We start from the raw sequence: 20,150 nt of genomic DNA, 5'->3' as shown, positions 1-20,150 counted from the left end.
GTTTGGTCCCTGCAATTACCAACAATAAGTTGCGCGCCGGCGTTCCCGTGAGCGTTTCCGCGCCGGTTTGCACGCTCATTCCCATAGGTCATTCGCGGCCGGGTTGCCGGGGGATGGGCGTTGCGCGGGGGCAGGGCACTTTGGATCCTGCCCGGCGGCAGGGCACTGGCACCGGCCGGCGGTTCCGACCCCGTAAAGTTTTCGGCATGAGGTTGAACTGCTGATGGGCGCCGGACATTCACACACGACCCCGGGGCACCTCGACCCGACTCCCCGGGCGCTCGCCGCGCGGAAGAAGGCCAACTGGATCCTGGCCGCCGTCCTGGTTCCGCTGACCCTGCTGACCATCGTGGCCATGGTGTTGCTGTGGCCCTCGGGCAGCAAGGAAGGCCTTAAACTCTCAAGTCCATATGCGGCCGCGCCAGGCGTCAGCTTCGACACCGGAAAAATCCAGCGCGTCGTCGTCGCAGGCTGCATGGACGGCACCGCCCAGCCGGGCGCCCCGGCCGCTGCCGGGCCCGGACAGGGCTCGCAGTGCACCTTCGCCTACACGGACCCGGACAAGGGCGGCAACCCGGTCAAGGTGGTGATCAACCCCGACGTCGCCAAGTCCCACGGCGTCAAGGTCGGCGACAATATCCGCTACCTCAACCTCTCCAAGGCCCAGGGCGCCGCCGCGGGAGGCGCGCCCGCCTACGTGTTCGTCGACTTTGTCCGGACGCTGCCCATCATCCTGCTCGCCGTGCTCTACGCCGTGGTCGTGATCGCAGTGGCGCGCTGGCGCGGGCTGCGCGCCCTCATCGGCCTGGTTGGCGCCTACGCCGTGCTGGTCTCGTTTATGCTTCCCGGCCTGGTGGAGGGCAAACCGCCGCTGCTGCTGGCCCTGGTCGGATCCACGGTGATCATGATCGGCGTGCTGTACTTCGCGCACGGCTTTACCGCCCGGACCTCGACGGCGCTGCTGGGGACGATGTTCGGCCTGGGCATCACCGCCGCGCTCGCGGCCTGGGCCACCGACGCGGCGAACCTTGCAGGGGTGGGCAACCATGACGCCGCCACACTCGCCAACGTTTCGGACCACATCTCGATCTCGGGGATCATCCTGTGCGGGCTCATCATTTCCGGACTCGGTGTGCTCAACGACGTGACAATCACCCAGTCCTCCGCGGTCTGGGAGCTCTGGGAACTCGCTCCCGGGACGTCCGCGCGGAAGCTGTTCGCCGCGGCCATGCGGATCGGCCGGGACCACATCGCCTCCACCGTCTACACCATCGCCTTCGCCTACGCCGGGGCGGCCCTGCCGATCCTGATCATCGTGATGCTCTACGAGCGCCCGCTGGGCGACGCCCTCACCAGCGCCGAACTCTCCGAGGAAGTGATCCGCACGCTCGTCGGCTCCATCGGCCTGGTCCTGGCCATCCCCGTGACCACGCTGATCGCGGTGCTCGTCGTGAAGGCCACCGGGCTGAAGGGCGGGAGCGCGGCGGACGACGGCGGCCGGCCCGCCACCGCTCCCGCCAGGGGCCCGGTCGAGGCCGGCCCGTCCGGTGGGGGCTCTGCTGATGGGGGCTCTGCTGATGGGGACTCGTCCGACGGGGGATCGCCCGACGACGGGGGCTCGGAACCGGCGCCGGCGGGCCGCCGCGGCCGACGCGCCGCCGTGCCCGGCTGACCGGGCCGCTGCGCGCCGCCCGGTACACGCCGCGATTTCCACATAGCCGGCCTGGATCCCGCCGATTTGCCCGGCTTTGAGACAATGGACGGGTGACTGTTGTAGCAACGCCTCCCGCCCCCAAGCTGGAACTGCCGCCCCTGAAGCTGGGTCCCCTCACGGTGGACACTCCCGTGATCCTGGCTCCGATGGCGGGCATCACCAACTCCGCCTTCCGCAGGCTCTGCCGTGAATACGGCGGCGGCCTGTACGTGGCGGAGATGGTGACTTCCCGTGCCCTGGTGGAGCGCACGCCCGAATCGCTGCGCATCATTTCGCACGACGAGGACGAGAAAGTCCGCTCCGTCCAGCTTTACGGCGTGGACCCTGTGACCGTCGGCCAGGCCGTCCGGATGCTGGTCGAGGAGAACCGCGCGGACCACATCGACCTCAACTTCGGTTGCCCGGTGCCCAAGGTGACCCGGCGCGGCGGCGGCTCGGCGCTGCCCTGGAAAACGGATCTCTTCACCTCGATCGTCCAGACCGCGGTGAAGGAAGCGTCCAGGGGCAACATCCCGCTGACCATCAAGATGCGCAAGGGCATCGACGATGACCACCTCACGTATCTCGACGCCGGCCGCATTGCCCGCGACTCCGGCGTCGCCGCCGTCGCCCTGCACGGCCGCACCGCCGCGCAGTTCTACTCCGGCAAGGCCGACTGGTCCGCCATCGCACGGCTGCGCGAGGCGCTCCCGGACATCCCGGTCCTCGGCAACGGCGACATCTGGTCCGCCGAAGACGCGGTGCGGATGGTCCGCGAGACCGGCGTGGACGGCGTCGTGGTGGGCCGCGGCTGCCAGGGCCGGCCATGGTTGTTCGGTGACCTCATGGCTGCCTTCGAGGGCAGCGACGTCCGCCACACCCCGGCACTCCGCCAGGTGGCGGAAAGCATCTACCGGCACGCCGAACTCATGGTTGAGACCTTCGGCGACGAGGGCAAGGCGCTGCGCGAGATCCGCAAACACATGGCCTGGTACCTCAAGGGGTACGTGGTGGGCAGCGAGCTGCGGAACCGGCTGGCGCTCGTGACAAGCCTCGAGGTGCTCCGCGGCACCCTCGACGAACTGGACCTTGATTCGCCGTACCCGGGCGCCGACGCCGAGGGCCCGCGCGGCCGCGCCGGTTCACCCAAGAAGCCCGCCCTGCCCAAGGACTGGCTGCTCAACCGCAGCCTGGACTCCGAACAGACCCGCGACATGTCCTTCGCCGAACTGGATGTCTCCGGTGGCTGAAACCAGGACGAGCGCGCCCGTGCTGGACGGCTACGTGGACCGCGACTGCGCCCGCTGGGTCGAGGAGCCGCCCAAGAGCACCTACCGCTCCGACTTCGAACGCGACCGCGCCCGCGTCCTGCACTCCTCGGCGCTGCGCCGGCTCGGGGCCAAGACCCAGGTGGTCGCGCCGGACACGGACGACTTCGTCCGCACCCGGCTGACCCACAGCCTCGAGGTGGCGCAGGTAGGCCGTGAACTCGGCCGCGCCCTGGGCTGCGACCCCGACGTCGTCGACACCGCCTGCCTCAGCCACGACCTCGGCCACCCGCCGTTCGGCCACAACGGCGAGTCGGCCCTGAACGAGGTCGCGCACGCGATCGGCGGCTTCGAAGGCAACGCCCAGACGCTGCGCCTGCTGACCCGGCTGGAGCCCAAGGTGCTGGCCCCGGACGGCCGCCCCGCCGGCCTTAACCTGACCCGCGCCAGCCTCGACGCCGCCGCGAAATACCCGTGGTCGGCCGAGAACGCGCCGGTGATCCACGGCCAGCGGACCAGCAAGTTCGGCGCCTACGAGGACGACCTGCCGATCTTCGACTGGATCCGCGAGGGGGCACCCGAGCGGCGCTCCTGCTTGGAGGCCCAGGTCATGGACCTCGCGGACGACATCTCCTACTCGGTGCACGACGTCGAGGACGCGATCGTCGCCGGGCACTTCCAGCTTCGCTGGATGGACAATCCCGACCACCGCGCCCGGGTGGTGGGCTACGCGAAGCAGTGGTACCTGCCGCACAACGATCCAGCCGCCATCGACGCCGCCCTGGCCCGGCTGGAGGCCACGAGTGTCTGGGTCCGCGAGGCCGACGGCAGCCGCAAGTCCATGGCTGCGCTCAAAGACATGACCAGCCAGCTGATCGGCCGGTTCTGCCAAAGCGCGCTCGAGACCACCCGCACCGTCTACGGCCCGGAAAATCTCACCCGCTACAACGCCGAACTCATCGTCCCGGACGAGACCGTGATGGAGATCGCCGTGATGAAGGGCCTGGCCACCACGTTCGTGATGACCACCGAACACCGGCAGCCCATCTACGAACGCCAGCGCGAGGTCCTGCACGCGCTCGTGACCGCTGTTAGCGCCAGCGGCGACCGCCACCTGGAGCCGATGTTCGCCGCCGACTGGCGCGCCGCGGAGGACGACGGCGCCCGGCTGCGCGTTGTCATCGACCAGGTCGCCTCACTGACCGACGGCTCAGCGCTGGCCATGTACGAACGGCTCGTCGGCAGCCTGCCGTCGCTGTGGTGACGGTGCGGGTGACGGGCGCCATACGCCGCCGACCGGCGTCGTACCCGGGTACTAGGATGGCACCGTGGCCGGCCTGATTAAACGTGAAGACATCGACGAGGTACGCCAGCGCACCGACATCAAGGAAGTTGTCGACGGCTATGTGACCCTCAAGGGTGCCGGGCTGGGGTCCTTCAAGGGCCTGTGTCCCTTCCATGATGAGCGCTCGCCCTCGTTCACCGTGCGCCCCCAGGTGGGCCGCTATCACTGCTTCGGCTGCGGCGAGGACGGCGACGTCATCTCCTTCGTGCAGAAACTTGACCACACCACCTTCCATGAGGCCGTGGAGAAGCTCGCTGCCCGGATCGGCTATGAACTGCGCTACGAGGACGGCGGGTCCGGCCCCAACCGCGAGGAAATCGGCCGCCGCCAGCGTCTCCTCGATGCGCACAAGATCGCCGACGAATTCTTCCGCGCGCAGCTGCTGACCCCGGGCGCCACCGAGGGCCGGAACTTCCTCTACGGCCGCGGCTTCGACCGCGCCGCGGCGGAACAGTTCGGCGTCGGCTACGCCCCGCAGGGCTGGGACTCGCTGCTCAAGCACCTCCGCGGCCGCGGCTACACCGACGCGGAACTCAAACTCACCGGCATGTTTTCCGAGGGCGGCCGGGGGATCTACGATCGTTTCCGCGGCAGGCTGATCTGGCCGATCCGCGACATCGCCGGCGACACCATCGGCTTCGGCGCCCGCAAGCTTTACGAGGACGACCAGGGCCCCAAGTACCTCAACACCCCCGAGACCGCGCTCTACAAGAAGTCGCAGGTCCTCTACGGGATCGACCTCGCCAAACGGAACATCGCCAAGGACCGCCAACTGGTGGTGGTGGAGGGCTACACCGACGTGATGGCCTGCCACCTGGCCGGGATCACGACGGCGGTGGCCACCTGCGGCACGGCGTTCGGCACCGAGCACATCAAGATTGCCCGCCGGCTGCTCTCCGACGACGGCAGCGGGGGAGAAGTCATCTTCACCTTCGACGGCGACGCCGCCGGCCAAAAGGCGGCGCTGCGCGCCTTCGAAGAGGACCAGCGCTTCGTGGCGCAGACCTACGTCGCAGTGGAACCCGGCGGATCCGACCCCTGCGAGCTGCGACAGGCCAAGGGCGACTCCGCCGTCCGGGACCTGATCGGCACCCGCCGGCCGCTGTTCGAATTCGCGATCCGCGCCAGCCTGAGGCGGCACAACCTGGACACCGTCGAGGGACGGATCGCGGCCCTGCGAGAATCGGCTCCAGTGGTCGCCCAAATCCGTGATGCCGGCATCCGGCCCGCCTACGCCCGCGAACTGGCGGGGTGGCTGGGCATGCCGGTCGAGGAAGTCAGCCGTGCCGTTGGCGCCGCGATCAAACGTAACGCCCAGGGAACGTCCGGAGGCGCCGGACAGGGATATGGCCAGGGCCATGGCCAGAACCCGACGCGCCCGGCCGGAACGGCCCCCGGTGCCGCCCCGGGCGTGGCGCCCCTGCCGCCGTCGGCCACGCTGCCGGCCTTCAACCGGCCCGACCCGCGCGATCCGGTGGCCGCGATGGAGCGCCAGGCGCTCGAGGTGGTACTCCAGCATCCTTCGACCCTTGAGGGGGCGACATGGCAGCGTTTCTCCGAGGCGCGGTTCTCCACGCCGGCCTACCTCGCGATCCACGAAGCGATCCGTGCCTCCGGTCCGGGTTCCATCGGTGACCCTGCGCGGTGGGTCGAGCAGCTGCTGCAGGAGGTCCCTGAGCCGCTCCGGCCGCTCGTGTCCGAACTCGCCGTCGTGCCGCTGCCAGCCAGCACCGCCGAAGCCGTCCAACGCTACTGCCGCGACATTCTGGCGCGGCTGTTCGAGCTGCAGATCACCCGGGTCAAGGCCGACAAGATGGGCCAGCTGCAGCGTCTCGACGCCACGGCGGACCCGGAAGCATTCCAGCGGCTGAACCGGGAACTCATGGAACTTGAGATGCAGCGGCGCTCGCTCCGCATGGACTCCTGATTGCCCCGCTGGGCGGCCAATTTCGCTTCCCGGCACGGTGTTTGCTAGGCTTATATCCGCTTCATTCCTCCTTAGCTCAATTGGCAGAGCATTCGACTGTTAATCGAAGGGTTGCTGGTTCAAGTCCAGCAGGAGGAGCGCACAGTCCCCGTTCCGGGTCACCGGGACGGGGACTTTTTGTATACCCGGTGGGGGTATTCGATTTTGGCGGAGTGCGCGGGTTCCGTCTCCTGCGCCGCCGATTTCCCTAGCGGTAAAACCTTTGCTAATGTCATACCTGCTTCATTCCTCCTTAGCTCAATTGGCAGAGCATTCGACTGTTAATCGAAGGGTTGCTGGTTCAAGTCCAGCAGGAGGAGCAGACAGGTCCCGCGGCCGGTGAATAACCGGCTGCGGGGCCTTTTTTCTTGGCTCGATACGCTGCCCTGGCTTTCTGTGGTTCAGGTCACCGGGGCGGGCGCGGGGCCGTCGGTAAGACTCCGGGTTTCGGCGTACGAGCCCTCAGACGAAGAACATCTCTACCTGCAGGAAGCGCTCCGCCTCGGCCACGGCGGCCTGGAAGGCTTCATCCTCCGTGGGGGACTGCCGCGGCTCCCGCGGGTGCCACTCGTGGGCCGACGAATGGACGCGGGTGAAGCCGCCACGCGGGGGCGCGTAGAAGATGCCGAAGCGCTGCACCGGCCATTCGGGCGAGGTCTCGGGGGCCACCAGCAGGGCTGAGTCGTAGGCTGGGTTGTACCACTGCGCGATCGGCCGGCGCCGGTCCTCAGTGAACAGCCCGGCCGCATAGAGGGCCGCCGACTGGGGGCTGGTCTGCGAGCACAGCCGCTCCCACCACAGAGGCAGAATACCGTCGTCGCACCGCTGCCACGTGGCCGGTAGGGGAGGAGGGTCCTGCCAGTCAGGCACACAACAACTTTATCGCCAGCCGCAGGCCGCGAACAGGGCAGCATGGCCCCAGCCCAGCCCAGCCCAGCCCAGCCCAGCCCAGCCCAGCCCAGCCCAGTCTCCGCTGCTGGGCATGCCCCTACGTGCCGTCCAACACCGGACATGCCCCTTCTGCGCCTCGAAGCATGGACATATGCCTGTTATGTCCACTCTTGGTCGCGGGGACCGGGCATGTCCACCCTGGGAGCATGTGCGGTGCCCGTGCCTGCCATCGGACATGTCCCTTGTGCGCCTCGAAGCATGGACATATGCCTGTTATGTCCACTCTTGGTCGCGGGGACCGGGCATGTCCACCCTGTCGTCTCCGCAGAGGGCATACCCACTGCGCGTGCCGTGCGTGGGGCATGTCCCCCCAAGGGCGGCCGGTGCTAGTGGATGGAAGGCACGGTCCGCGGCCGGACCACGAGCCAGAGTGACGCGGCCGCCAGGAGGATGCAGCCGGCCTGGACGGCACCCATCGGCGTCGCCGAGCCGAGGCCCAGCCAGCCGACCACGGGGGAGATGATGCCGGCCATCAGGAAGGTCGCAGCACCGAGCAAGGAGGCTGCGGTTCCGGCCTGGGCGCCGTGCTTGGCCAGGGCCAGCACCTGGACGCAGGGGAAGGTGAATCCGGCGCCCAGGATGTAGAACCAGAGCGGCACCATGACGCCCCACAAGCCGAAGCCCAGCTGGTCGAAGACCACGATCAGCACCGCCATGAGGAACATCCACGCCGTCGAGCAGGCGAGGATCCACTGCGGCGGGACGCGCTTGATGAGCCGGGAGCTGGTCTGGACCCCAGCGACGATCCCCAGCGAGTTGATGCCGAACAGCAGGCCATACTGCTGCGGGGAGAAGCCGTACACGTCCTGGAACAGGAACGGCGAGGCCGAGAGATATGTGAAGAGACCGCCAAAGTTCATGCCGCCCAGCAGCAGCAGGCCAACGAAGATCCGGTCGGCGAAAAGGACGCCGTAGCGCTGGCGGACCGTCAGGCCTGTGGTGCCGCGCAGCTCGCGCGGCAAGGTCTCGCGCACCACAAACACGGCCGCGATGATCACGCAGCTGCCGTAGCCGGCAAGGAAGAAGAAGATGCCCGGCCACGGCATCAGCAGCAGCAGTTGCGATCCGATGACCGGTGCCAGGATCGGGGCCAAGCCGTTGACGAGCGCCATCCGGGAGAACATCCGGACCATCGCGTAGCCGCTGAAAAGGTCCCGCACCATCGCCATCGCCACCACGCCTCCGCCGGCGGCACCGATGCCCATGAGCACGCGGAAGAGGCCCAGCGTGCCGATGTCGGTGGAAAGGGCGGCCCCGAGCGAGGCTCCGATGTGCACCGCGGTGGCCAGGATCAGGGGAAGACGTCGTCCGAACTTGTCGCTCAGCGGCCCCACCACCAGCTGGCCCAGGGCGAAACCTACCGTCGTGCCGGTCAGGGTCAGCTGCACTGCGGCCTCGGTGACACCGAGGCTCGCCTCCAGGGCAGGAAATGCCGGCAGGTAGAGGTCCACCGTGAACGGCCCAAGGGCCGTCAAGGCGCCGAGCATCAGGATGTAGAGGAGCTTCCGACGGCGGGTCAGGGAGTCCCCGGGATTGCTGTGTGTATGCACAGAGGTCAATCCTAGGCCCGCCCGGCGTCGACCGCGGCGCCTGCCCGGCGCAGCCCGTCGCGCCTGCCCGGCGTAGCCCGCGGCGGCTGCCCGGCGCAGCCCGTCGCGCCTACCCGGCGCAGCCCGCTGCCCGGGACGGCCCAGCCCGACGTCGTCCGCACCAAGCAGCCCGACGACGCCGACGCGGTGCTCGCCGGGCGCCGTCGTAAGCCGCCGCACGGCGGCCCAGCCCGCCACGCCCGTCCCGACGGGCGCGCGCGGGACGCCGGCCGGACCCTGAATGGTAGTTTTGACACCTGGGAGTGCGCGAAGCCGCGCAGACCCGGCAATCCAGCGGAAGCGGAATCACAGATGGAACCAGTTAGGCGGAACCGATGAGCGGACGGCACACCGGCAGGACAAACGGGGGGCTGCGCCTTTCCGCGCTGCCCAAGACCCTGAAACTGATCTTCAAGCTGGCACCCCGGCAACTCAATGACGAGATTGCCTTCGCGAAGGCCGAACTCAAGCGCAAGGGCATCCAGCTCGGGGTCGCTGCAGCTTTCTTCGGCGTCGCCCTCGTCTTTGTCGCCTTCCTCGTGATCGGGCTCATCGTGGCGGCCATCATGGGCCTGGCCACCGTCATGCCGGCCTGGCTCGCGGCCCTGCTGGTCTGCGCCGCCTTCCTGGTAATTGCCCTGATCGTGGGCCTGATCGGCTACGGCCGGTTCAAGAAGGCCATGCCGCTGCTCCCCGAGGAGACCATCCGCGGCCTCAAATACGACCTCGGCATTGCGAAGGAAGGCTCTTCCTTCGACCCCGCCGTCCTTGACCCCAACTCCCCGCAGGCCAAGGCAGCCAAAGCCGCCAAGGAAGAGGCTGCCGCAAAGGCTAAGGCCGAAAAGGAAGCCAAGAAGGCCGCAGAACAGCCCGATCTGGGCCCCGCCCCGACCGAGGACGAGCTGCGCCGCCGGCTCGAGACGCGCCGCCGGCACCTCACCGGCGTGCGCGACGAGCTCGGCCAGGAACTCGACGTCAAGACCCAGGCCCAGGCCCTCCTCACCGCCACCCAGCACAAGCTGGAGGAGGGCAGGGAGCTCGTGGACGACAAGATCGCCGGGTTCCGCAGCCAGGCCAAGGCCTCGGCCGAAAGGGCCGCCACCCCCGGTGCCACGGCCAACAGGTCTGGAGCCGCTGCCGAACTCGGCAAGCGCTGGAAGCCGCTCGCCGCCCTTGCAGCTTCCACAACGGCGCTCGTGTTCCTGCTGCGCCGACTCCTCAAGGGCTAGGCTTCGCCCTGAACTCCGACACTAAATCGTTGCCGGCTGTGGAAAGGGGGAACGGATGAAGTTCATCGGCGCTGGCACACGCCCCGGACAGCCCCAGATCCATCACGACCTGGTCTTCACCGTTCCCAACCTGCTGACCGTGGTCCGGTTCCTCGGCGTCCCGCTCTTCATCTGGCTGGTCCTGGCCAAGCAGGAATACGGCGCCGCCGCCCTGGTGCTGGCGGTCATGGGCAGCACCGACTGGGTGGACGGCTACATTGCCCGCCGTTTCAACCAGATGTCCAAGCTGGGCCGCATCATGGATCCCATCGCGGACCGGCTCTCGCTCATCGCGGTGGCCGTCACCCTCGTGATCGCCGGCGTCGTCGAGTGGTGGTACCTGACCGCGCTGCTCGTCCCTGACCTTGTGCTGCTCTCCATCTCGCTGTTTTACTTCCACAGCCACCCGGACCTGCCCGTGAGCCGGACCGGCAAGATCCGCACCGCCCTGCTGCTGGTCGGCACCCCCCTGCTGGTGCTCTCCAAGCTGCCCGTCCCCGGGACCGACGCCTACTTTGTGGCTGCCTGGATCTTCCTGGGGCTGGGCCTCGTGGGGCACTGGATCGCGGCCTACAACTACTTCTGGGCCATCATCCGCAAGGGCCGGGACCTCAAAGCCGGCAACGCCCGCGGTCAGCACGCCAGCGAGGGCGACATCGACGACGGCGGCCTCCGCTGATGGTCTGGCTTGCGGTTGTGCTGGCGGTACTTGGCGCCTTCTTCCTGGCCTTCGGCGCCCAACGGCAGGGGAGTGCGGTCAAGGCAGACACCGGAGGGCTGGCGCTCAGTTCCCACGGACTGCTCCGCCTGATCCGCAACCCGCGCTGGGTCCTGGGGCTCATGCTGCTCTGCGTCGGGACGGCGATGAATGCCGTCGCCCTGGTCTCGGCGCCACTGACCGTGGTCCAGCCGATCGGAGCGATCGCCCTCGTCATCACCACCATCATCAATGCCAAAGACCAAGGGCTGAGCATGAACCGGGCCACCGTCGTGGCCATCAGTTCGTGCGTCACCGGTTCGGCCCTGTTCGTGGTGCTCGCTGTGAACGTCACCCAGGAAAACCACCACGTCAGCGGCTCGGACGAGCTGACCATCGTGCTGCTGCTGGCCCTGGCCGTAAGCCTCTTTGGAACACTGGCGCTGCTCTTCAAGCACCGGATGAGCGCCTTCGTGTACATCCTCGGCGCCGGCGTCCTGTTCGGCTTCGTGGCGGTCCTGACCCGCATTATCGGCAAGCACCTGGTCGACCCGAACGGGCAGTTCCTGCTCAACGTCCAGTGGTACACGCTGGTCGCCATCCTTGCCGCCGGCGGGCTGGGCTCATGGTTTGTGCAGAGCGCCTACTCCGGAGGTCCGCCCGACCTCGTGATCGCCGGACTGACCGTCATCGACCCGATTATCGGCATCGCGATCGGCATCGTGATCCTGGGGGAGTTGCGGCCCGACGTCCACGCCGTGACGGCGATTGCCATGGGCGCGGCCGCACTCCTTGCTATCGTGGGAGTGATCGCCCTTTCAAGGCACCACCCCGAGGTCACCAAGCGCAAGAAGGACGCGCGGAAAGCCGCGGGACGGCTGTCCTAGGGCGGCGCCACAGACTTCTGGCGCAGGCCCGCCGCCTGTGCCGATGGCCAGCCGGCCACCACAGCCCCGCTGACCGCACCGTGACCACCAGGAGCTATCCCCGTGACCATGCCCGAGAATGACCAAGCCGACAAAAAGCTGACCATCCTGATTGCCGCTGACACCTACCCGCCGGATGTCAACGGTGCCGCACAGTTCGGCTACCGCTTGGCCAAGGGCATGACCGGCCGCGGGCATGACGTCCATGTCCTGGCGTGCCGGCCCAGCAAGGGCAAGAGCTTCAGCGAGTTCCGCGACGAGGCCACCGTGCACCGGCTCCGCTCGCACTCGGTGCCGACCCACGAGTACTTCCGGATCACCTTCCCGTGGGAGATCAAGAAGGAAATAGGCCTGCTGTTCGACCGGATCCAGCCGGACGTCGTGCACATCCAAAGCCATTACATGATCGGCGAACACGTCCTCTACGAGGCGGTCAAGCGCGGCATCAGGATCGTCGCGACCAACCACTTCATGCCCGAAAACCTCAACCCGTTCCTGCCCTTCCCGCAGTGCTTCAAGGACATCGTCGGCCGCGTGTCGTGGCGCGACATGGGCAAGGTCATGGGCCAGGCCGACGTCGTCACGACGCCGACGCCGCTCGCGGCCAAGGCCATGCACCAGCACGCCTTCCTGCGCAAGGTCCTGCCGCTGTCCAACGGCATCGATGCCGCAGCCTACGAACTGAAGCCGGGCGAGGAATCAACGCCGCACGCCAGCCCCACCGTGCTGTTCGTCGGCCGCCTCGCCGAAGAAAAGCACATCGACGTGCTGATCGACGCCGTAGCCAAGACGCCGGCGGCGCTCGACGTCCACCTGGAGGTCGTCGGCGGCGGCGAGGTCCGGCCCGCACTCGAGGCACAGGTGGAACGGCTGGGCCTGCAAGACCGTGTGAAGTTCCTTGGCCTGGCCAGCGACGAGGAACTGCGCCGGGCCTACCTGAGCGCGGACCTGTTCTGCATGCCCGGCACCGCCGAGCTGCAGTCCCTCGTCACCCTGGAGGCGATGTCCGCGTCCACCCCGGTGGTGCTGGCCGACGCCATGGCCCTGCCTCACCTGGTCCACGACGGCGAGAACGGCTACCTGTTCACGCCGAATGACAGCAACGACCTGGCGGCCAAGATCGAACGCGTGCTGTCGTTGCCGGCGGACGAGCGTGCGGCCATGGGCAAGGCGAGCCGAAGCATGGTGGAAAGCCACAGCATCGAACGCACCCTGCAAACCTTCGAGGACATCTACCGCGGCGCCAGCTACGACGACCTGGTCGTCTAAGCGGCCCGGATCGCCGTAGGCGGTCGTTGCCCGAGCCGGGGCGACTACTATTGCTAGAGTGTTTTTGCCCGGAATGGTCGGGCCCGTCAGGGCGTGACCGTTCCGGCCCACGGGGCTATAGCTCAGCTGGTTAGAGCGCGGGACTCATAATCCTAAGGTCCTCGGTTCAAGTCCGAGTAGCCCTACATCATCAACAGTTCCCTGGACACGCCGTGTCCCCGGGGCCGGAGCGGACGTCCTTCGTCAGCTGCGGCCCTTTTCGTCTCCCGCCCCAGGGGCCGGTCCAGCGACCGCGCCCAGCGGCCCCGCGCAGCGGCCTGCCCGGCGACCCCGCGCAGCGACCGTCCCGGCGACCCCCTGCCATCCGGCAGCCATCCCGCTGCGACCCGGTATCCGGGCGCACCCCTCGCCTCCTGCCGGGAGGATCCATGGCCTGCCGTGTGCCCCGTCACTTGCCACCCGGCCGAAAGCTGGGATATGTTACTCACGAGTAACATATCCGCGGCGCGAAGCCCGCGCCCTTTTGATCGCTGCCGATCACAAGTGAAGGAACAACATGTCCAAAGCTGCAATCGACATCAACAACCTCCCCTACGCCGATGGCGATTTCTTCGCTTTCGAACAGCTGCTCAGCGGCAAGGAGAAGGACCGGCTGGCGGAGGTGCGCGAGTTCCTGGCCCGTGAGGTGAAGCCGATCGCGGTGGACTGCTGGAACCGCGGCGAGTTCCCGATGGACCTGATCCCGAAGCTGGCCGAGATCGACCTGGTCAGCCCGGTCAAGCGCCAGGGCTACTCGAATCTCTTCGCCGGGATCCTGCATGCCGAGGCAACCCGTGCGGACACCTCGATCGCCACCTTCTTGGGCGTGCACGACGGGCTCTTCACCGGCTCGATCGAGGCGCTCGCCTCGCAGGAGCAGCAGGACGCCTGGCTGCCGGACATCTACTCCCTGAAGAAAATCGGCGCCTTCGGCCTGACCGAGCCGCTGGGCGGCTCCGACGTCGCCGGTGGCACGCGCACCACCGCCCGGCGCGAGGGTGACAGCTGGATCCTCAACGGAGCCAAGCGCTGGATCGGCAACGCCACCTTCTCCGACTGGGTGGTCATCTATGCCCGCGACCTCGCCGACAACCAGGTCAAGGGCTTCCTCGTGGACACTAAGACCGAGGGATACACTGCCACCAAGATCGAGAACAAGATCTCGCTGCGCACCGTCCAGAACGCCGACATCACCCTCGAGAACGTCGTGGTGCCGGACTTCTTCAAGCTGGCCAACGCCAACAGCTTCCGGGACACCAACAAGGTCCTGAAGGTTACCCGCCTGTCCGTCGCGTGGCAGGCCGTCGGCCAGCAGCTCGCCGCGTTCGACGTCGCCCGCCGCTACGCCGTCGAGCGCAGCCAGTTCGGCCGCCCGATCGCCTCCTTCCAGCTGGTCCAGCACCAGCTCGTGCAGATTCTCGGCAACGTCGTCAGCTCGATGGGCATGATGGTCCGCCTGTCCCAGCTTGAGGACGCCGGCGAGGCCAAGGACGAGCAGTCGGCCCTGGCCAAGGCGTTCACCACGGCGCGGATGCGCGAAAGTGTCGCCATCGGCCGCAGCCTCCTCGGCGGCAACGGCATCGTCACGGACTACGAGATGGCCAAGATCTTCTCCGACGCCGAAGCGATCTACTCCTACGAGGGCACCCACGAGATCAACACCCTCGTCACCGGCCGGGCAATCACGGGGATCTCGGCCATCGTCTAATCGGTCCGCGGCCGGCCGTGCACGCCGGCCGTCCCGCGCAGCACCCTTCCGGCCCTTCATCCGGAGCCGCCCTGTCCCGAACCGGGATTCACGGGCGGCAGCAGGATGGAGGGCCGCAGGTCCATCACGAAGGCCAGCGGATTGAGGTAATCGTCGCCGCGCCGCACGCCCCAGTGGATGCAGGGCGTCCCGCCGCAGTGGCCGGGCAGCGCCCGTCCCAGCACCGACCCCTCCGCGACGGCGTCGCCGGGCCGCAGCGTGCTTTCGACGGGTTCGAAACTGCTCCGCAGGCCGTTGCCGTGGTCGATGGTGACCACCGGCCGGTCCACCACAAAGCCCACAAAGGCGACCGTGCCCGCCGCCGGCGAGGTCACCGGAGCGCCGTCGTACGCAGTCTGCAGGTCCACGCCGCGGTGGCCGCTGAGCCAGGGCCGGTCCGGCGGGTCGAAGACGCGCAGCACCGCGGGCCTGGGGGAGAGCGGCCAGCTCCAGCTCCCGGGCGGGGAAGCCGGCTGTCCTGTTGCCGGGGCCGGGACCAGCAGCAATGCTGCGAATAAGAGAGAAGCCTTCATGCTGCCAGCCTGCGCCGGCCGGCCCGGGCCCGGAAAGTCCCCTCGAAGGCTATGTGGATTTCCCGCCGGAGCCACACCCGGAGCCCCCTCCGCGGGCACCCCGAGACGGTCCATTCGGGCAGGTCTGCTGTAGTACACTTGGTGGAGCAGTTTGCTGTGCCCTCATGCCTTGTTCACTTTGGCTGGATCCGTTTTTGTTCCAGTCATTTGGAGCGGCAGCACATCTCATTCAGGAGTGCGGGAGCAGTGGCTGACTACGCGTATCCAGCCCTCCCTGTCCGAAGCCCGGCTTCCGGGTGCGGAGGACTGCGCCTCTTACGGTCCGGCCCCAGGGTCCGGATGAGGGGTGCGGTGGATGCCAGGAGGAACACCCGCCTGGGTGTTGCTAAATAACCGTCAACTATTGGCAGGGTAAGAGAGCCCAGGGCTTTCTCATGAATGACCTGCCGGAAGGAGCGTCGGCATGCCCGTCGTAACTATGCGCCAGCTGCTTGACAGCGGCGTCCACTTTGGACACCAGACCCGTCGTTGGAACCCGAAGATGAAGCGTTTCATCTTCACGGAGCGCAACGGCATCTACATCATTGACCTGCAGCAGTCGCTGTCCTACATCGACCGTGCCTACGAGTTCGTGAAGGCCACCGTTGCACACGGCGGCACCGTCCTCTTCGTCGGTACCAAGAAGCAGGCACAGGAAGCCATCGCCGAGCAGGCAACCCGCGTCGGCCAGCCGTACGTGAACCAGCGTTGGCTCGGCGGTATGCTGACCAACTTCCAGACGGTTTCCAAGCGCATCCAGCGCATGAAGGAACTCGAAGAGATCGACTTCGACGACGTCGCCGGTTCCGCTTACACGAAGAAGGAACTGCTGCTCCTTCGCCGCGAGCTGACCAAGCTGGAGACCAACCTCGGTGGTATCCGCAACCTGACCAAGGCGCCTTCGCTCCTCTGGGTTGTCGACACCAAGAAGGAACACCTCGCCGTTGACGAGGCCAAGAAGCTGAACATCCCGGTTGTGGCCATCCTGGACACCAACTGCGATCCGGACGAAGTCGACTTCCCGATCCCGGGCAACGACGACGCCATCCGCTCCGTAAACCTGCTGACCCGCGTTGTTGCCGACGCCGTTGCTGAGGGCCTGATCGCCCGCAACCAGCGCGCCACCGGCACCACGGAAGCTCCGGAAGAGCCGCTGGCCGAGTGGGAGCGCGAGCTCCTCGAAGGCAGCAAGGCCGAAGAGGCTGCCGCTCCGGCCGCCGCTGAAGCTGCTGCTCCGGAAGCCGCAGAGGCTGCCCCGGAGGCTCCCGCCGCCGAAGCTGCCCCGGCCGCTGACGCTGCCGAAGCTGCTCCGGCCGCCGACGAAGCCAAGTAGTCAGACAAGTAAATCTGGATCTCCCCGACCGCTGCAGGCAGCTGCCTGCTGCGCAAGGGGTACTGACAGGATGGCCGCTCACTCGGTGAGCAGCCGTCCTGTCAGTCCGTACACCACACAAAATTTCTAGACAGAGGGGTTCACATGGCGAACTACACTGCCGCTGATATCAAGGCTCTGCGCGAGCGCACCGGCGCCGGCATGATGGATGTCAAGAAGGCTCTTGACGAAGCCAACGGTGACGCCGAGAAGGCCATCGAAATCATCCGCATCAAGGGCCTCAAGGGCGCCACCAAGCGCGAAGGCCGCTCCACCGCGGAAGGCCTGGTTGCTGCCAAGGTCGACGGCGGCGTCGGCGTGATGATCGAGGTCAACTGCGAGACCGACTTCGTCGCCAAGGCTGACAAGTTCATCCAGCTCGCCGACAAGGTGCTCGCTGTTGCTGTTGAGTCCGGCGCTGCCGACCTCGACACCCTGCTGGCCACCGACGTCGACGGCAAGCCGCTCTCCGAGGTCGTCGTCGAAGAAGGCGCCATCCTGGGCGAGAAGGTTGTCGTCCGCCGCATTGCCCGCATCGAGGCCCCCACGGTCGACGCGTACCTGCACAAGACCTCCAAGGACCTCCCGGCCCAGGTCGGCGTGCTGTTCGCCGTTGACGGCGAAGGCGAAGCTGCTGCCACCGCCGCCCACGACGTCGCCGTGCACATCGCCGCGATGGCCCCGAACTACCTGACCCGCGAGGACGTTCCGTCCGAGCTGGTCGAGTCCGAGCGCCGCATCGCCGAGGAAACCGCCAAGGCCGAGGGCAAGCCCGAGGCTGCCATGACCAAGATTGTGGAAGGCCGCGTTACCGGCTTCTACAAGGGCGAGGTCCTCGTTGACCAGGCATTCGCCAAGGATGCCAAGAAGTCCGTCGCGCAGGTCCTCGAAGAGGCCGGCGTCAAGGCAACCGCTTTCACGCGCTTCCGCGTCGGTTCCTAAGTAAGTCACGCTGAGGGGGTGGTCACTGCGGTGGCCGCCCCTTTTGCATGCACCCGCTCACGCTGGCCCGGGGCGGAATGCAGCCTTTGGCCCCCGGCACGATAACCTTTTTCAGAGCTCACCAACGGGAAGGCACCATGGATACCGTCAACAATTCAGCCCAGCCAAAGAAGACCAGGCGCCGCGTGCTCCTGAAGCTGTCCGGCGAGGTCTTCGGCGGCGGCAAACTGGGCGTTGACCCGGACACGGTCCGCGGAGTCGCCAAGCAGATCGCGGCCGCAGTTCCCGACGTCGAGGTCGCAATCGTCGTCGGCGGCGGAAACTTCTTCCGCGGCGCCGAACTCTCGCAGAGCGGTATGGACCGCTCCCGCGCCGACTACATGGGCATGCTCGGCACCGTGATGAACTGCCTCGCCCTCCAGGACTTCCTGGAGCAGGCCGGCGTGGAGACCCGCGTGCAAAGTGCCATCACCATGGGCCAGGTGGCCGAGGCGTACATTCCGCGCCGCGCCATCCGGCACATGGAGAAGGGCCGCGTCGTCATCTTCGGCGCCGGCGCCGGGCTGCCGTACTTCTCCACCGACACCGTCGCCGCGCAGCGCGCCATGGAGGTGCACGCCGACGTCGTCCTGATGGCCAAGAGCGGGGTCGACGGCGTCTACACCGCCGATCCGAAGAAGGACCCCGCTGCCGAGAAACTGCACCGGCTCAGCTACGACGAGGCCCTGCGCCGCGATATCCGGGTCATGGACCAGACGGCGATGACCATGTGCAAGGACAACAACCTGACCATGGTGGTGTTCGGCATGGAGGGCGAAGGCAACGTCACCCGGGCCATCCGCGGCGAGGACCTGGGCACCGTAGTCACCCCCTAGCTGCGGCTAGGATGTTTTTAGGACAGCTCCGCTCCCCGGGCAAAGGGGTGCGCACCAATTTCTGAGGAGAGAACGTGATCGAAGAAACCTTGCTCGAAGCCGGGGACAAGATGGACAAGGCGGTTGAGGTAGCCAAGGAAGACTTCGCCTCGATCCGCACCGGACGTGCCACCCCGGGCCTGTACAACAAGGTCCTGGTGGACTACTACGGTTCGCCGACGCCGCTGCAGCAGCTGGCCTCCTTTGCTGTCCCGGATGCCCGCACCATCCTCATCACCCCGTTCGACAAGACCGCCCTGCGGGACATCGAGCGGGCCCTGAGCGACTCCGAGGTGGGGGCCAACCCCTCCAACGATGGCAACGTCATCCGGATCACCATCCCGGAGCTGACCAAGGAACGCCGTAAGGAATACGTCAAGATCGTCAAGTCCAAGGGCGAGGACGCCAAGGTGTCCATCCGCAACATCCGCCGCAAGGCCAAGGAAACCCTGGACAAGCTGGTTAAGGACGGCGAAGCCGGTGAAGACGAGGGCACCCGCGGCGAGAAGGAACTCGACGCCCTGACCAAGGCCCACGTCGACGGCATCGACGAGCTGCTCAAGCGCAAGGAAGCCGAGCTGCTCGAGGTCTGATGGGGGACGAACAGCAGGCACCCGGACCGCGCGTCCGGGTGCGGGGGAGAGAGCGGAAGAATCCGACGCCCAAAGCCGGCAGGAACCTTCCCGCCGCCACGGCGGTCGGCCTTGCCATGCTCTTCGCCGTGCTCGGCGGCCTGCTGTTCCTGCCCCTGGCCTTCGTACTGATCGTCACCGCCTTCGCCGTTTTCGGTGTCTGGGAGGTGTTCCGTGCGCTGGAGGCCTCCGGCACCCGGCTGCCCATCATCCCGGCGATGACGGGCACCGTGGCGATGCCGCTCGCAGCCTACTTCGGTGGCCCCGAAAGCCTACTGTTCGCGCTGCTGCTGAGCAGCGTCGCGGTGCTCCTGTGGCGCTCCCTGGAGGGGGCGGCCGGGTCCGCGCGCAGCATCTTCGCCGGCGTCTTCACGATGACGTGGGTGCCGTTCCTGATCAGCTTCGCCGTGCTGCCGCTGCATGCCTCCGGCGGCGTCACCCCGATCGGACCCTGGCCCGGCGGTGTGGTGCCGATCGGGGCCTGGCAGATCGGCACCCTGCTGCTGCTGGTGGTCTCCAACGACACCTTCGGCTACCTCGTCGGCGCCTCCCTCGGCAAGCACCCGATGGCCCCCAAGATCAGTCCGAAGAAGTCCTGGGAAGGCTTCGGCGGGTCGATCGCGGGCGCCGTCCTGGTCGGCATCCTTGCCAGCGTCTACGTGCTGGGCGAACCCTGGTGGTTCGGCGCCGCCCTCGCCGTGGGCATGGTCGCCGCGGCGACCGCCGGCGACCTGGCCGAATCCATGGTCAAACGCGAACTCGGCATCAAGGACATGAGCAGCATCCTGCCCGGCCACGGGGGAGTCATGGACCGCCTTGACTCCATCGTTTTCGCCTCCCCGGTGGCATTCATGATCTTCTCCGCCGGCGCCGGCGGCTAAGGCGGCATCCCGCCTCCTCCCGGTGCCTAGAATGGTGCCGGGCAAACACGCCTGAAGTTGGCGCAACCAGAGCCGAACG

Annotated in this window: 17 protein-coding genes and 3 tRNA genes; 17 read left to right on the top strand and 3 right to left on the bottom strand. The window is 67.4% G+C overall.

The window, feature by feature from the left end; genetic code table 11:
* Positions 1 to 223 precede the first annotated feature (223 nt).
* The 6 genes from AC1DBD_RS14155 to AC1DBD_RS14130 all read left to right on the top strand — a co-directional run bounded on the left by AC1DBD_RS14155 (position 224) and on the right by AC1DBD_RS14130 (position 6,592).
* Positions 224 to 1,672 carry a YibE/F family protein gene (locus AC1DBD_RS14155; RefSeq protein ID WP_476982356.1) on the top strand — a complete coding sequence of 483 codons (1,449 nt, stop codon included), beginning with the start codon at positions 224 to 226 and terminating at the stop codon, positions 1,670 to 1,672.
* Positions 1,673 to 1,764: 92 nt separating this feature from the next.
* Positions 1,765 to 2,943, top strand: a complete 1,179-nt coding sequence (dusB, locus tag AC1DBD_RS14150) for a tRNA dihydrouridine synthase DusB (protein ID WP_476982355.1) — start codon at positions 1,765 to 1,767, stop codon at positions 2,941 to 2,943.
* On the top strand, positions 2,927 to 4,225 hold the full coding sequence (locus AC1DBD_RS14145; RefSeq protein ID WP_476982354.1) for a deoxyguanosinetriphosphate triphosphohydrolase: 1,299 nt from the start codon (positions 2,927 to 2,929) through the stop codon (positions 4,223 to 4,225). Before dusB ends, AC1DBD_RS14145 begins: the two co-directional genes overlap by 17 nt.
* Positions 4,226 to 4,289: 64 nt before the next feature.
* The gene (dnaG, locus tag AC1DBD_RS14140) at positions 4,290 to 6,233 is read left to right on the top strand and encodes a DNA primase (RefSeq protein WP_441419311.1); all 1,944 of its coding nucleotides are present in this window, start codon (positions 4,290 to 4,292) and stop codon (positions 6,231 to 6,233) included.
* Between the two features lie 65 nt (positions 6,234 to 6,298).
* Positions 6,299 to 6,371, top strand: a tRNA-Asn gene (locus tag AC1DBD_RS14135).
* A gap of 148 nt (positions 6,372 to 6,519) precedes the next feature.
* Positions 6,520 to 6,592, top strand: a tRNA-Asn gene (locus AC1DBD_RS14130).
* A gap of 142 nt (positions 6,593 to 6,734) precedes the next feature.
* On the opposite strand, the gene AC1DBD_RS14125 is transcribed toward AC1DBD_RS14130, so the two are convergent.
* Positions 6,735 to 7,142, bottom strand: a complete 408-nt coding sequence (locus AC1DBD_RS14125; RefSeq protein ID WP_476893526.1) for a hypothetical protein — start codon at positions 7,140 to 7,142, stop codon at positions 6,735 to 6,737.
* Between the two features lie 407 nt (positions 7,143 to 7,549).
* Complete coding sequence (locus AC1DBD_RS14120) at positions 7,550 to 8,710, bottom strand: multidrug effflux MFS transporter (protein ID WP_441419369.1); 1,161 nt, start codon at positions 8,708 to 8,710, stop codon at positions 7,550 to 7,552.
* Positions 8,711 to 9,147: 437 nt separating this feature from the next.
* On the opposite strand from AC1DBD_RS14120, the gene AC1DBD_RS14115 reads away from it, so the two are divergent.
* The 6 genes from AC1DBD_RS14115 to AC1DBD_RS14090 all read left to right on the top strand — a co-directional run bounded on the left by AC1DBD_RS14115 (position 9,148) and on the right by AC1DBD_RS14090 (position 14,719).
* On the top strand, positions 9,148 to 10,041 hold the full coding sequence (locus AC1DBD_RS14115) for a phage holin family protein (RefSeq protein WP_476909719.1): 894 nt from the start codon (positions 9,148 to 9,150) through the stop codon (positions 10,039 to 10,041).
* Positions 10,042 to 10,096: 55 nt separating this feature from the next.
* Positions 10,097 to 10,759, top strand: coding sequence for a CDP-alcohol phosphatidyltransferase family protein (locus AC1DBD_RS14110; RefSeq protein WP_441419314.1), 663 nt, complete (start codon positions 10,097 to 10,099; stop codon positions 10,757 to 10,759).
* Positions 10,759 to 11,664, top strand: coding sequence for a DMT family transporter (locus AC1DBD_RS14105; protein WP_476893528.1), 906 nt, complete (start codon positions 10,759 to 10,761; stop codon positions 11,662 to 11,664). Before AC1DBD_RS14110 ends, AC1DBD_RS14105 begins: the two co-directional genes overlap by 1 nt.
* Before the next feature lie 108 nt (positions 11,665 to 11,772).
* The gene (locus tag AC1DBD_RS14100; RefSeq protein WP_476982366.1) at positions 11,773 to 12,972 is read left to right on the top strand and encodes a glycosyltransferase; all 1,200 of its coding nucleotides are present in this window, start codon (positions 11,773 to 11,775) and stop codon (positions 12,970 to 12,972) included.
* A 111-nt stretch (positions 12,973 to 13,083) separates the two neighbouring features.
* Positions 13,084 to 13,157, top strand: a tRNA-Ile gene (locus AC1DBD_RS14095).
* 371 nt (positions 13,158 to 13,528) lie between these two features.
* The gene (locus tag AC1DBD_RS14090) at positions 13,529 to 14,719 is read left to right on the top strand and encodes an acyl-CoA dehydrogenase family protein (protein WP_441419316.1); all 1,191 of its coding nucleotides are present in this window, start codon (positions 13,529 to 13,531) and stop codon (positions 14,717 to 14,719) included.
* A 56-nt stretch (positions 14,720 to 14,775) separates the two neighbouring features.
* Here the strand turns inward: AC1DBD_RS14090 and AC1DBD_RS14085 are convergent, their stop codons facing one another.
* Positions 14,776 to 15,291: a murein hydrolase activator EnvC family protein gene (locus tag AC1DBD_RS14085; protein ID WP_476917524.1), complete on the bottom strand. Its 516-nt coding sequence runs from the start codon at positions 15,289 to 15,291 to the stop codon at positions 14,776 to 14,778.
* Positions 15,292 to 15,754: 463 nt separating this feature from the next.
* Here AC1DBD_RS14085 and rpsB point away from each other — a divergent pair, with 463 nt between their 5' ends.
* The 5 genes from rpsB (at position 15,755) to AC1DBD_RS14060 (ending at position 20,071) form a co-directional block, all read left to right on the top strand.
* Positions 15,755 to 16,663, top strand: coding sequence for a 30S ribosomal protein S2 (gene rpsB / locus AC1DBD_RS14080; RefSeq protein WP_476893531.1), 909 nt, complete (start codon positions 15,755 to 15,757; stop codon positions 16,661 to 16,663).
* Between the two features lie 144 nt (positions 16,664 to 16,807).
* A complete protein-coding gene (tsf, locus tag AC1DBD_RS14075) occupies positions 16,808 to 17,644 on the top strand; it encodes a translation elongation factor Ts (RefSeq protein ID WP_441419319.1) in 837 nt (278 codons plus the stop codon).
* Between the two features lie 137 nt (positions 17,645 to 17,781).
* A complete protein-coding gene (gene pyrH, locus AC1DBD_RS14070; RefSeq protein ID WP_138769831.1) occupies positions 17,782 to 18,519 on the top strand; it encodes a UMP kinase in 738 nt (245 codons plus the stop codon).
* Positions 18,520 to 18,593: 74 nt separating this feature from the next.
* Entirely contained in the window at positions 18,594 to 19,151 is a 558-nt protein-coding gene (gene frr, locus AC1DBD_RS14065) for a ribosome recycling factor (RefSeq protein ID WP_138769830.1), read from the top strand.
* Complete coding sequence (locus AC1DBD_RS14060; RefSeq protein ID WP_441419320.1) at positions 19,151 to 20,071, top strand: phosphatidate cytidylyltransferase; 921 nt, start codon at positions 19,151 to 19,153, stop codon at positions 20,069 to 20,071. The genes frr and AC1DBD_RS14060 overlap by 1 nt, the downstream gene beginning before the upstream one ends.
* Positions 20,072 to 20,150: the final 79 nt, after the last annotated feature.

It is taken from the genome of Arthrobacter sp. 10T419, from assembly GCF_056394105.1.
Note: the sequence above shows the minus strand (reverse complement) of the source record. Positions and strands in the feature narration are given on the sequence as shown.